Here is a 13,088-nt window from a genome sequence, read left to right as displayed (position 1 = left end):
CCCGAAAACTCTGTTTTCCATCCCTCGTTTTCCTCCATCTGAAAATTTTAGAGGAATAGATTGTTTCTTCTCGTCACCCGAGGAGAAACAATTAGGTTACAAAATGGAGCTTATTCGTAGAGACTATCTTAGAAAAAGTCAATAAAAGGTGAATACAAGCGTCGGAAATATTCTACATGCCCACCAGTAAAAAAATCAAAAAATGCGGGCGCCGGGATTTCCGAGCACACTTGCCTGGAAATGCAACTTGCCAAACAAGTTGTGATTCGAACCCGGGCAGTGAGCTTGGAAGGCTCAAATCCTAACCGCTAGATCACGCCCGCATTGAGTAAGGCAATATAGTAGTTTTATTTAAATTATTTCTCCTCCAACACCAAAATAGCCTTCGTATCAGAGATTATGACCCTGGAACGCGGAGATCTCATACTGACAGGAATTCCCGAGGGAGTCAGGCCGCTAAGGTCAGGAGACATTATAGAGGTAAAACCGGGCGATGTATGTTTTCTAAAGACAAATGTTATTTTACCAAATACCAACGCCAGAGCTAAAGCTTTCGGTATTCCTCGTATGTAAACACGGGCCCATCCGTACAGATGTATCTCTCCCCGGCAATACAATGCCCGCATTTGCCTATGCCACACTTCATCCTTCTTTCAGCCGAAACTGTTATTTTCACTTCATCGATTCCTTTCTCTCTCAATTTCTCCGCAACAGGCCCAAACATTGCATGAGGGCCGCACATCACAGCATACGAATTTCTTTCTATCTCCGCCATCCCTACCAAATCACTGACAAAACCAACTTGCCCGTTCCATTCCTCATTTCCTTTGTCAACTGTTATTTCCACCGTTGCATACCGTTTCCATTCCATCAAATCGTCTACGAAAATTAGGTCGTCCGGATCCCTTGCTCCATAAAATATTTGAAGAGAACCAAATTTCTCTCTCTCTGCCAATATAGTTTCTATCAGGCTTTTCAAGGGAGGTAATCCTATTCCGCCGGCGATGAAGAGCATATTGTATCCATAGAAATTTTCTAGGGAAAAGCCGTTTCCATACGGCCCCCTTATTCCGACCATATCTCCTTCCTTCATGGAATGGATTGCCTTCGTGACCCTGCCAGACCTTTTGATGCACAACTCAAAATATTCTTTTGCCGATGGAGGGGAAGCTATCGATATGGGCATTTCTCCTATGCCGGCAACGCTTATCTCAACAAATTGGCCCGGCTTAAAAAAAAATTTTTTCTGGATCCTATCGTCTTTAAATCTTACTCTGTAAAGCTTTTTATCAGCCGTAAGGGCTTCAACACGCACCAATTCCGCAGGCAAAGGTAAAAATTCGTTGTCCATGCCTATCAATGATGGTATACAAAAGCATCTTTTATATCTTTTTACCAGCTAGCAACTGCAGGGCATTAAATTTCCGAAGAATATAGCAAGCAGCACGGCAGCAAGTATGATGGGGGCCATGGGGTATGACGGAAATATGTAAACCCCACTGCAAAAATGCCCGAGTTTTTCAATATCGTCTTTAGAAATGCCCGTATAACGGGGGGATGCAATCACTTCATCCACGTCATGCTTATGCCCGGAAAAAATTTTTAGTAGCAGGGATGGTTTTTCTTTTACTCTTATAACCTTTCCGTTTTTCAATCCTATTGTCTCGGCAAGCATCTCCCCTTCCAGCTCATCCGACAACAAAACTTTTTTCCTGTAAGGCATAAGGAGGCTTATTATATCTGCAACGACTGCAAGCGAAAAAACAGTCAAGATTGCTGAAATAGGGGTGAGATTTTTTGTAATCCCGTATACTATAATGGCGGCCGCTACAGGCAATAGGGCAAAAGCAACGGTTTTCAGTCCTTCTCCGTTCCTGACCATTTCCACCATGCCAAAAATGAAGTAGTGGATGAAAGAAGCGATGGCCATCATCAGAAAGAATGTTGGAATGAAAGATATGCCGTCGGGAAAAACGGGAATGAGTGAGACAATGCCCATAATAAGTTTTGCGTCACCGCCCCCGAAAAGCCCCGCCCGCCATATAATCCAGGCAAAAAGGAATGAAAATGCCAAAGGCAGTGCAATCATAATCCAGTAAAATCCATAATAAATCCTCACGGCACAGGTGATAAGGCCAGTAACTATCATGCCCAGCGTTATCTCGTTCGGTATTTCTTTTGTATTGACATCAAAATATGATGCCATTATTGTACCGGCAACGGCGACGATCACTCCTGCAAGCCAGAGCATTTACTTCACCATGGCGGACGGCTCCTCCCCTCCGTGCCAGCTCAGCCTCGGGCGTATTTTTATTATATGTACAGATTCCGAAGTGTCGTCTATAATGAGGGCCACGCCTTTCTCCGCTCCAACCTTTTTCAAAGCCTCGCTTATTTCCCCCTGCATATACGTTGGCCTAACTTTATTCAGAGCGTCTATGTCCTCCTGGGCGGTAAGACGGTGGCATATTATGATATCGCTGTGGGAAAGAACTTCCGGATCAAGGGCGCTTGGCCTCTGCGTTGCAAGAACGAGCGATAAACCGGGCTGCCTGCCCTGCCTCATCCACTGTTTTATGAGCACGTCCTTGGAAATTTTTTTCTCATAAGGCAGAAAAACCTGCGCCTCGTCTATCGCCATGCATACCATCGGAAAAATTTTTTCGCTTGTTTCATCTGTATTCCTGTGCTCCATGATTCTTTCCTCATCTTTCTTGCGCTCCCTCACCCTCCTCTCAAATATTTTTCTTGAGAGTACAGCAACAATTATGATCTTCAGTTCCTCAGAGAACAAACTTATGTCCAGTATCATTATTTCGCCGTTTTTAACTATTTTATCGAGGGGTAATCCTTCCCTATCAAATACATTCCATGACTTTGCCATGTTAAAGAAGTTTTCACCCGCTCCCTTTATTTCGTCTCTGGTGCGTCTGTCTTTTTTTATAAACGCTATGATGTCATCTATCGAATAATCGATGTCCATTTCATTTATCGCCCTCGCAACGGCAACGCCAAGCGGCTCTATGAGTTCTGCACCGAATAACTGGCACCACTGCGATGGGGTAATCTCCGATGTTCTCAATGAAAATTTCTCTGCATCTATTCCCTTTTTCCTGTATTCATTTACGCTATCAGGAGATGACAACACTTTTATTTTTAATCCGGTCGGGGAACAACCCCATCTTGAAAGCGCCCCCTCCTGCTTTTTGTTTTCAAAGAAAGATGTCCAGTAAATGCCCAGGGTGTCTATGACCACCACTCCTATATTTTTTCTTATTGACTCGTCCATAAGCGATATTTCCTCAATGAATGTGCCCATCGTATACGATTTTCCATAGCCCCTCTTTCCACATATCAGTATTACATGCGGTTTTGCCCCATCCACGTAAACATTCGAGCCCAGCGATTTGTCGAGAGCATAGTACCTGCCTATATTCAGAATTCCCCCCTCTGCCTTTTCCCTCCTGCCAAGTACATACAATTTTTCGGATATGCTTCCCTTCCTGGTTTTTCCATCGGAAATATTAATAACCATCAAAAACTATATAGGGAAATAATAGATTAAATTTTGGTATAAATGCCATGCAATTACATTTTAAGAAGGGAAGGGAGCCTCAGAGTCGCCGTGGCAAATTGCGAAGACTGCAATGGCCCGTCTTCTCTCTTGGATGGGAATTGCAGAAAAAATATTTTTGAGATGATTAAAAAAGAGGCAAATCTTGACAGAATAGTATTAAATCATTCCTTTGTGAAGGTTTTTGATGGCGAGCCACTATCATTTTTAAAAGATTTGGCGGATTTTTTGGAAGAATTGGACAGCCATGACTTCTCAAAAATTTCTAGCAGAGGTAAAGAAGGCAGGTGCACCGGTTGTATTGAAGATAGAATTAAAAGAATGGAAAGGATAAAGGAAATCGCTCCTTCTGACCCCATACTTGCATTTCAGAAATTGACAGATGAATTGCATTACCAAAAGGGATACAAAAAAGAAAGAAAGCCAGGAATTATCGGGGCTGAATATGCTGGCAAAGACGAATGTGCCGCCTGCAGAAAAGAATATGCCGAAGCTCTCTCAGAACTAGTAGGAGAAAAAGGATTGACGAGAAAAATAGTTGGAAACAGAAACAGCGAATTTTATTACAGGGACAAAATACAGCCGTATGTGCGACCGATGTTTTTTGACACATATATAAAATTAACACCGCCATCAGATAGTGTGTTCATTAAAAAATACGGGGTGAAACGTGAAGGAGGACGGGTGCTCAGCGTTTCGCTGTATTCGCTTTCATTGCGCCCTGAAAAGCTCTATTTTATCATACCTCCTGAATACAATCTTCCTGCAACTGAATTGAAGGTACTACAAAAAGTTAAGGAAAAGCTGGCACGCCACAGGCCTCAGGAATCTTCTTTCATGGATCCGGAAACATCAAGAGAATATTTTTTGAAATTTGCCAGAGAGACGATAAATGAAGTGGCGGAAGAAGAGGGATTGATGTTCAACAATGAGAAACTTGAAACACTTTCTGATATTTTTGCCAAATATACGGCAGGCTTTGGCATACTGGAAGATTTGCTGCTGGATGAAAAGATTCAGGATATATACATAAATGCCCCGGTTGCAAATAATCCGTTGCACATAATACTTGAAGGGGAGGAATATACATCAAATATCTATTTTTCTGAAGGAGATGTTGAAGCCCTGTCATCAAGATTTCGCAGTTTGAGCGGCAGGCCTTTCTCTGAGGGTGCTCCCATCCTGGACATGGAACTCGGCGGGTATGGCGCCAGGATAGCTGCAATTTCCCCACCTCTGACAGCAAAGGGGGTGGCATTTGCGATAAGACGCCACGGCTCAAAACCATGGACTTTGCCAAAATTCATAACATATGAAATGTTTTCGCCAACCGCAGCTGCCCTCCTGAGCTTCCTCGTGGACGGACAGGCATCCATTCTAATATCGGGCAGCCGCGGTTCTGGAAAAACATCACTGCTTTCCGCCCTTCTTTTAGAAATACCCCAGAGATACAGGATATTGACACTTGAAGACACACCTGAATTGCCGGTTGAACAGTTACAGAAGCTGGGCTATAAAATGCAGTCGTTGGTCACACGGCCCATAACGTCTGGGGGAAGCAGCGGCGTCGACCCTAAAACAGCCCTGAGGACGGCACTCCGACTGGGGGAATCTGTCCTTGTGCTTGGAGAAGTGAGAGGGGAGGAGACAAAAGTTCTGTTCGAGGCGATGAGGGTCGGGGCGGCTGGCAACCTGATATTGGGAACGATACACGGTGCCACAACAAGGGACGTATTTGAGAGGATAGTATATGATATAGGGGTGGCCCCCACCTCGTTTAAGGCAACAGACATAGTTGTAATAGCAGCCCCCATAAGGATAGGAGGGGGGATGGAGAAAAAAAGGAGGGTGATACAGATATCTGAAGTAACAAAAAGCAGGTGGGGAGAGAACGTTGATGCTGATAAGATATTTGCAGATATCATGAGATACAACCCCGCGAAGGATGAACTGGAAGCAACAGACCTGCTGGATATGGGTCAGTCAGAAATCATAGGTAGGATTGCAAAGGAGTGGGGAATGAACATCGAGATGGCAATAGAAAACATCTCCCTGAGAACAAAAATAAGAAAAAAGATTGTTGAATACGGCAAAAAAAGGAATGAACTGCTTGAAGCCCGGTCAGTGCGCGATTGCAATAATGCCTTCTGGGTTTTCACGGAAGAGAGCAGGAGGGAGCATGGAATCCCTGATTACAAGGAAATAGAGAAGAGATGGATGGAATGGTTTAAAGAATATGCGGGAAAAGTGAGATAAATGTGGTTTGAAGAGATGTGCAAATTTTCAGTAAAACACTTCTCGTGGATCGTTGGCGATATAAAAACTTTTAAAAAGAAAGCTGAGGAATCAGTTTCTGAGGAATTTATTGAATCACTTAACTTTACTGGGCTGGATGTGGAGCCGTATGAAGTCCTGCTCCTTTCCTACAGCGGGGCGATAATTGCATCTGTTGCAGCTGTTATACTTGACATAATCATCATTGCCTTCCATGGTTTTTCCATAGCCAGTATGGGATTGCTTACGACGGTATTGATGATCGGCACGACGGTCGGGCTGCCGCTGGCCGCACTGCAGTTTCTGAGCGAATACCCGAAGACAAAGGCAGGATATATGAAAGTGCATTCCCTGGGAGACATACCGGAAGTGCTGAGCTATATTATCATGTATTTGAAGCTCATCCCAAATATGGAGGACGGCATCAGATTTGCCGCAAGGGAATCAAATACTTCATTGGGCAAAGACCTGAAAAAATTGATATGGGATCTGGAAGTCAGAGTTTATCGTAGCATGGATGATGCTGTTACGTCATTTGCAAATCTCTGGGGAAAATGGAGCGATTATTTAAAGAGAGCATTGCACTTAATAAGGAGTGCTGTCAGGGAACCGAGCGAAAGCGAAAGAAACATCACGCTCGACCGCTCATTGGATATCGTTATGGACGGAACAAAAAATAATATGATGAATTTTGCTAACAATCTTCACCAGCCAACCCTTGTTATATACTCGATAGGAGCTATGGTTCCGCTGGCACTGGTGGCCATGATGCCCGCCGCATCACTTGTCGGTCTTCGCATATCAATATTTCAAATTTTTTTGCTTTACGATATCATTCTTCCTCTTGCCCTTTTTGCATACATGAGAAAAATTCTTCTTTCGAGGCCCGCTACTTTCAATCCGCCTATAATACCTAGAAACCATCCGGATGTTGAAAAAATAAATAAAAAGGAAAATATGGTCATAGCTGCCGTTGCTGGAGTACTCATCGCCCTCCCTGGTATATTTTTCATGTTGCTGCCCCTGTTTTCAATTAAAGGGGAAATATTTGATTTTATCACCCGTCCCGCCGGCGAGGGAGGATTGAACGCCTATATCCCGGTAACATTATTCATATTGTGGGGCATAGCCACCGCCGTATCAATATACTGCCTCAGGACATATACGGCCTATAAAAAAATAAGGGACAGGATAAAGGAAATGGAGAAGGAGTTCAGCGATTCTCTTTATGTGATAGGAAAAAGGATAACTGAAGGAAGACCTGCCGAGGAAGCTTTTCAATATGCCTCCGAAACGATGGAGGGGGCAGAGATGGGGAAGATATTTTCCGGGACAGCCTTTAACCTTGCATCTATGAGGACCGATCTGAAGGATGCCCTTTTCGATGAAAAATTCGGCTCCCTGAAGCATGTATATTCAGATAGAATCAGGGCCATTATGCATCTCTTTGTTGAAGGAGTTAAGAAAAGCTATGAAGCAGCCGGCATTGCAATAGTCAAAGTTGCGGAACATCTTAAGCAACTTCAGGAAGTTGAAAGGGGAATAAAAAATTCTCTTGGAACGCTAACATCCACACTGAAATCCACAGCCACATTATTTGCCCCCATGATAGCAGGCATAACACTGGGCATAACAAAATTGATATCGGTAGTGTTGGAGGGCATGAACCTTGAATCTTTACCTGAAAACGATTTCATTTCAGGCTCGTCGAATTTTTCTTTCGATATAAGTCCGGAGTATTTTGTACTCGTGGTAGGTATATACATAATGCAGCTTGTAGTTCTCTTAATCCGTTTTGCCAATGGGATAGACGAAGGGGACGATAAAATAGAGTACATGTACACATTGGGCAAATCCATGCCGACCGCAATTGCATTCTTCAGCGTAGTAACAATCGTGGCCATGATCATATTCCAAAGGATGGCACCCATGTAAAACCTAAATGTTTTATGGCCTGCGGTTCAATTCTTCATTCGTGCTGCCGCTTCTATAACCCCTCAAGTCAAGAGTGATATGGGTGAATCCAATTTTTTTGAATTTCTCGATTATTTGTTCTCTCATCCCAACAATTTTTTCAAAATCTTCGGGCAGCACTTCTATTCTTGCAATGGAATCGTGTATCCTTACACGAATTTTTTTTGATAGACCGATTAAAAAGTCTTCCGCCCCTTCAACCATCCCCAGTTTTTTTAGAGTTATTGCCTCCCCATAAGAAATACGAGATGCAAGACATGCATCCGATGGTTTATCCCACATGCTTAATCCAACATTTCTTGCAACAGCAACCACATCTTCCTTCGTAAATCCTGCATCTACCAGAGGGTGCCATATTTTTTCCTCACTTGATGCATCCACGCCCGGTCTGAACCGGTCATTAATATCCGTTACTGTTACACCATCTGCAATGGTATGAAAACCTCTCTTTCCTCCAACCTTCTTCCACAACTTTGCCACATTTTTTTTGCAGTGATAGCAGCGCATCGGCGTATTTTCTACGGGCAGTCCACAGCTCTTCACCACGATTTGCCTTATACCTATCTCCTCTGAAGCCAATGATGCGTTTTTTATCTCCCTGCGAGAAAATAGGGGAGAATCAATAGTGATCGCCACCGTTTCTATTCCTGCATCAACCGCAGCTTTTGCCACCAGACTGCTGTCCACACCCCCGGAAAATGCCACTGCAACTTTCTTTGCCTCCTTCATCAGATTAACTAACTCGAAATACCTATCCATAAACGCCGTATATATTTCCAGATTGCTTTTAACTGTTTCTTTCAGGCCTTCATTATTCCTGCAAGGAAAACGCCAAGTGCTATCAATGCCCCGACAATGGCTCCAATCACCGCAGATATCCCATTTCCGATGGTATTCCATCCATCTTCAAACACAGCAGTTCCCCATAGATTACCGGTGGTATAGTTATAGAACACTACCCCTACAATTATGCCTATCAGCAGCAGAATGCCACCAACAGCTCTGCTCTTTCCGGAACCAAAGTACGCTGTAAATATCCCCGCTATTATTGCACCTATCGCAAACACCAACATACACATGCTCACAAACAAACTCAACATATATTCCATTTTATTCCCTCCTTTTAAAATTTTGTTCCCGTTAAGGTTTTTGTATCAGCCACTCCCTTTATCGTCCTTATTTTGTCAACAACTATCTGTCCCAGTTCGTCAAAGTCCTTTGCCTCGACCTTGGCTATAAGGTCGTACTCGCCAAATAGAGGATGCAATTCAACTACTTCTTCTATCTTTAGCAGTTCACTGTAAACCTCATGCTCCTTTGCAGGTGCCGTAGAGATTAAAATAAACCCTATAGCCATTCGTTCACCGAGATGTTATCTATCTTTGGCTTATTAACTTTTCCATATGGTACATACAGATTTGTCAATTTCAATCCCCCTGGCCAATACTAAAAATTAAGTATTTCTCCCCATTACAGGTATAATGGCAAAAATAAAAGCGAAAAGGGGAAAAGAATTGCGCTGCAAAGGATGGAAACAGGAGGCAATTTTGCGCATGCTTGAAAACAATCTCGAAAATGCGGAATTGCCTGAACAGCTCATCGTATATGGGGGAACAGGAAAGGCTGCCAGAAACTGGGAATGCTACAACAAAATAGTGGAATCATTAAAAGAACTAGAAGATGATGAAACCCTGCTTATTCAATCCGGCAAGCCGGTCGGGATATTCAGGACGAAAAATAACAGCCCCAGCGTTTTAATCGCAAATTCCAATATTGTGCCCAAGTGGAGCACGTGGGAGAAATTTTACGAGCTTGAAGACCTGGGGCTGATAATGTACGGGCAGATGACAGCCGGCTCCTGGTGTTATATCGGAACGCAGGGAATCATTCAGGGAACATATGAGACATTTGCGGCTTGCGCTCGAAAGCATTTCAACGGCACGCTTAAAGGAAAGTTTGTGCTGAGCGGCGGGCTCGGCGGGATGGGGGGAGCTCAACCCCTTGCCATAAAGATGGCTGGAGGCGCATCCATAATAGTGGAATGCGATGAGAAACGCATCGACAGACGAATAAAATCTGGATTCTGCGATGGGAAGACAGATGATATGGATGAAGCCATTGAAATGGTCATGAATGCCAGGGAAGAAGGAGAAGCAACATCAATAGGATTGCTTGGAAATTGTGCCGATGTTCACCCGGAGATGGCAAAGCGCAAAATAATCCCGGATGTCGTCACCGACCAGACATCAGCCCACGATGCGTTGAACGGATATGTACCTTCGGGATATTACGGCAGCAATTTGAATGAAGCGATCGAATTGAGAAGAGAAGAGCCCCAGAAATATATTGAGAAGGCCATGAAATCAATGGTGGAACACTGCAGGGCCATGCTTGCTTTTCAGAAGAATGGCTCAATTGTATTTGATTACGGAAATAATCTCAGGGGGCAGGCATACGAGGCGGGCTTAAAAAACGCCTTTGGTTATCCCGGATTTGTACTGGCATACATCCGTCCAATGTTCTGCGAGGGAAGGGGGCCGTTCAGGTGGCTTGCACTCACTGGAAACAAAGAAGACATCATAAAAACGGATAAACTTGTGATGGATATGTTTCCGGATAATAAAACGCTTGTGAACTGGATAAAACTGGCTGAAAAATACCTTCCATGGGAGGGGCTGCCAGCCCGCGTGTGCTGGCTTGGATACGGAGAAAGAGATAAATTTGCCCTTGCCATAAACAAAATGGTCAGAGAAGGCAAAATTGGTCCGGTGGCGATAACGCGTGATCATCTGGATGCGGGGAGTGTTGCATCTCCGAATAGGGAAACAGAAGGCATGAAAGACGGAAGCGATGCCATAGCAGACTGGCCCTTATTGAACGCACTCATTAACTGTGCCGCAGGGGCTGACAGCATTTCCGTTCATAATGGAGGGGGTGTCGGTATCGGCTTATCCACACATGCTGGAATGGTTGTCGTATGCGATGGAACGGAAGAGACGGACGAAAGAATAAAGCGTGTTTTTATAGCTGACCCGGGGATTGGCATAGTCAGGCATGCCGATGCAGGCTACAATGATGCCATACAATTTGTGTGTAGAATGAACATAAAAATTCCGATGGCGAGAAAATGATCGAGATCGATGGAGGGCATTTGAGTATTGAAGACGTAGTTGCCGTTGCAAGGAATAAGGCAAAAGTGTCTATAAGCAAAATGGCGATAGCAAATATTGAAAAAAGCAGGGGGAAGGTTGAAAAGGTTCTGAAGGAGGGGAAGGTTGTTTACGGGATAAATACGGGGTTTGGAGAACTCTCGAATGTGCGTATCTCTGATAATGAAATAGAGAAATTGCAGGAAAACCTGATAAGGAGCCATGCATGCGGAGTGGGCGATGAACTGCCCGATGAAATCGTGCGTGCCATGATGCTGCTGAGGGCAAATTCACTTGCAAAAGGATATTCGGGTGTTACTCTAACTCTCGTACAAAAATTGATAGATGGGCTGAACAGAGGCTTTCATCCTGTCGTGCCTTCCCAGGGTTCGGTTGGAGCGAGTGGGGACCTTGTTCCGCTTGCCCACATCGCCCTTGCATTCATGGGAGAGGGAATGGCTAACTATAATGGAGTGAAGATGCCGGCAATGGAGGCACTTGAAAGAGCCGAGATCAGCCCGGTAACGTATAAGGCAAAGGAAGGGCTTGCCTTGATAAATGGTACGCAGATGATGACAGCCATTGCATCCCTTGCCGTAAACGATGCATACCTTCTTCTAAAAAATGCTCAGGTTGCGGGAGTGATGAGCCTGGAAGCGTTGAAGGGCACGGACCAGGTGTTCAGGGAAGAAATAAACAATGCCCGTCCATACAATGGTCAGATCAATATTGGAAAGAATCTGTGGAAGCTTACAAGGAACAGCAAAATAATTGCATCTCACAAAAATTGTCCAAAGGTTCAGGATGCCTATACTCTCAGATGCATGCCTCAGGTTTTCGGGGCAGCCCGTGATTCGCTGGACCACATAAAAAAAATTATTGAAGTAGAGATAAACTCCGCCACCGACAACCCGCTAGTCTTTGATGACATTATATCTGGAGGAAATTTTCATGGAGAACCGATTGCCATTGCAATGGATTTGCTTGGTATTGTAGCCACCAAAATCGGAAGTTTTTCGGAGAGGCGTACTGCACGGCTGCTGGACTCAAATCTTTCAGGACTTCCCCATTTTTTGGCAAAGGAAGCGGGATTGAATTCTGGACTCATGATTCTTCAGTATGTCGCTGCCTCGCTGGTCAATGAAAACAAAACACTTGCATACCCCTCATCAGTCGATTCAATACCAACATCAGCCAATAAGGAGGATTATCAATCCATGGGGGCAACATCTGCAAGAAAAGCCAGGATCATCATCACGAATACAGAAAGAATTGTGTCAATAGAATTCATAACATCCTCTCAGGCATTGGAATTTCACGAGCTTAAACCGTCAAGGGCAGTTTCAACAGCATATAAATGCATAAGGGGAAAAATTCCGCCGCATGAAGAGGACAGGGCAATGTATACGGATATTGAAACCGCTTTCAAAATGGTTCACGAGGGCGAAATAATAAATGCCGTCGAAGATGAAGTGGGAGAGTTGCTGTAAGATGAGGATGCCCTGCTCGTTAACGATTACATATACCCGACGGTTTTTCACACGCTTTACTCACGGCTGCCACTGACTCGAAAGAGTATAATCACTCCTCAGCCTCTGATGGAGAAACATCTGCAAACGCATCAGCTTTGTCCTGGGACGGAAGTTTCTCCTTGAGGCATGAAATCGTTTTTCTCCCCCAAAGGAATGCCACCGTCACTGCTGCAATGTTCTGCATCGTTTTTTCATCCAGTTCATCGGCATTTAATATAGCCCCTGCGGGATTTCCACTGAACGGCTTATTGGTAAACGCATTGACAACATAAAACGGCATCTTCATGTTAATCATCATTTGGTATCGGCTTAATGCCCTTAAAGATTTTTTGATTTCGAAATTCCTATCGCTCTCCTATCAGTCTTTCATATGCCGTATAAAACGGCAGATTTAATATGGCAAATAAAGAAACAATGCCCAATAAGTGAAAATACGGAAAATCAAATAATGTATCAGGTGAAAAATGAACACTTAGGAGGGAGCCGATTACGGCAATTAAATTCAGAATGAACCACAGTATGATAAATCCCTTCATGCAATTCCCTTTTCGGGTATTTAATACTTTATTGGCTTATAAATGTATT

Annotated in this window: 12 protein-coding genes, 1 tRNA gene and 1 pseudogene; 5 read left to right on the top strand and 9 right to left on the bottom strand. The window is 44.0% G+C overall.

What is annotated here, in order from left to right; genetic code table 11:
• Positions 1-203: 203 nt before the first annotated feature.
• Positions 204-323, bottom strand: a tRNA-Gly gene (locus U9O96_01335).
• Between the two features lie 46 nt (positions 324-369).
• Here U9O96_01335 and U9O96_01330 point away from each other — a divergent pair.
• Positions 370-573: pseudogene (locus tag U9O96_01330) on the top strand (fumarylacetoacetate hydrolase family protein).
• Here the strand turns inward: U9O96_01330 and U9O96_01325 are convergent.
• The 3 genes from U9O96_01325 to U9O96_01315 are packed head-to-tail and all read right to left on the bottom strand — an operon-like array spanning position 545 to position 3,535.
• Positions 545-1,351, bottom strand: a complete 807-nt coding sequence (locus tag U9O96_01325) for an FAD/NAD(P)-binding protein (protein ID MEA2053750.1) — start codon at positions 1,349-1,351, stop codon at positions 545-547. The pseudogene U9O96_01330 and the gene U9O96_01325 overlap by 29 nt on opposite strands.
• 48 nt (positions 1,352-1,399) lie before the next feature.
• Positions 1,400-2,251: an A24 family peptidase gene (locus U9O96_01320; GenBank protein MEA2053749.1), complete on the bottom strand. Its 852-nt coding sequence runs from the start codon at positions 2,249-2,251 to the stop codon at positions 1,400-1,402.
• The gene (locus U9O96_01315; protein MEA2053748.1) at positions 2,252-3,535 is read right to left on the bottom strand and encodes a DUF87 domain-containing protein; all 1,284 of its coding nucleotides are present in this window, start codon (positions 3,533-3,535) and stop codon (positions 2,252-2,254) included.
• Between the two features lie 42 nt (positions 3,536-3,577).
• Here U9O96_01315 and U9O96_01310 point away from each other — a divergent pair, with 42 nt between their 5' ends.
• Positions 3,578-5,830 carry a type II/IV secretion system ATPase subunit gene (locus U9O96_01310; GenBank protein ID MEA2053747.1) on the top strand — a complete coding sequence of 751 codons (2,253 nt, stop codon included), beginning with the start codon at positions 3,578-3,580 and terminating at the stop codon, positions 5,828-5,830.
• Positions 5,831-7,783: a hypothetical protein gene (locus U9O96_01305; protein MEA2053746.1), complete on the top strand. Its 1,953-nt coding sequence runs from the start codon at positions 5,831-5,833 to the stop codon at positions 7,781-7,783.
• A gap of 12 nt (positions 7,784-7,795) precedes the next feature.
• On the opposite strand, the gene larE is transcribed toward U9O96_01305, so the two are convergent.
• The 3 genes from larE to U9O96_01290 all read right to left on the bottom strand — a co-directional run bounded on the left by larE (position 7,796) and on the right by U9O96_01290 (position 9,179).
• Positions 7,796-8,551: an ATP-dependent sacrificial sulfur transferase LarE gene (larE, locus tag U9O96_01300; protein ID MEA2053745.1), complete on the bottom strand. Its 756-nt coding sequence runs from the start codon at positions 8,549-8,551 to the stop codon at positions 7,796-7,798.
• 71 nt (positions 8,552-8,622) lie between these two features.
• Positions 8,623-8,931, bottom strand: coding sequence for a hypothetical protein (locus tag U9O96_01295; GenBank protein ID MEA2053744.1), 309 nt, complete (start codon positions 8,929-8,931; stop codon positions 8,623-8,625).
• 14 nt (positions 8,932-8,945) lie between these two features.
• A complete protein-coding gene (locus tag U9O96_01290) occupies positions 8,946-9,179 on the bottom strand; it encodes an Lrp/AsnC ligand binding domain-containing protein (GenBank protein ID MEA2053743.1) in 234 nt (77 codons plus the stop codon).
• A 124-nt stretch (positions 9,180-9,303) separates the two neighbouring features.
• Between U9O96_01290 and hutU the strand changes: the two genes are divergently transcribed.
• Positions 9,304-10,953, top strand: coding sequence for a urocanate hydratase (gene hutU / locus U9O96_01285; protein ID MEA2053742.1), 1,650 nt, complete (start codon positions 9,304-9,306; stop codon positions 10,951-10,953).
• Complete coding sequence (gene hutH, locus U9O96_01280) at positions 10,950-12,461, top strand: histidine ammonia-lyase (protein MEA2053741.1); 1,512 nt, start codon at positions 10,950-10,952, stop codon at positions 12,459-12,461. Before hutU ends, hutH begins: the two co-directional genes overlap by 4 nt.
• A gap of 91 nt (positions 12,462-12,552) precedes the next feature.
• Here the strand turns inward: hutH and U9O96_01275 are convergent, their stop codons facing one another.
• Positions 12,553-12,798 (bottom strand): PhzF family phenazine biosynthesis protein, encoded by a 246-nt coding sequence (locus U9O96_01275; protein ID MEA2053740.1) that lies wholly within the window; start codon positions 12,796-12,798, stop codon positions 12,553-12,555.
• 49 nt (positions 12,799-12,847) lie between these two features.
• On the bottom strand, positions 12,848-13,039 hold the full coding sequence (locus U9O96_01270; protein ID MEA2053739.1) for a hypothetical protein: 192 nt from the start codon (positions 13,037-13,039) through the stop codon (positions 12,848-12,850).
• Between the last annotated feature and the right edge of the window lie 49 nt (positions 13,040-13,088).

It is taken from the genome of Candidatus Thermoplasmatota archaeon (assembly GCA_034660695.1).
In the GTDB taxonomy this organism is placed as follows: domain Archaea; phylum Thermoplasmatota; class E2; order UBA202; family DSCA01; genus JAYEJS01.
Note: the sequence above shows the minus strand (reverse complement) of the source record. Positions and strands in the feature narration are given on the sequence as shown.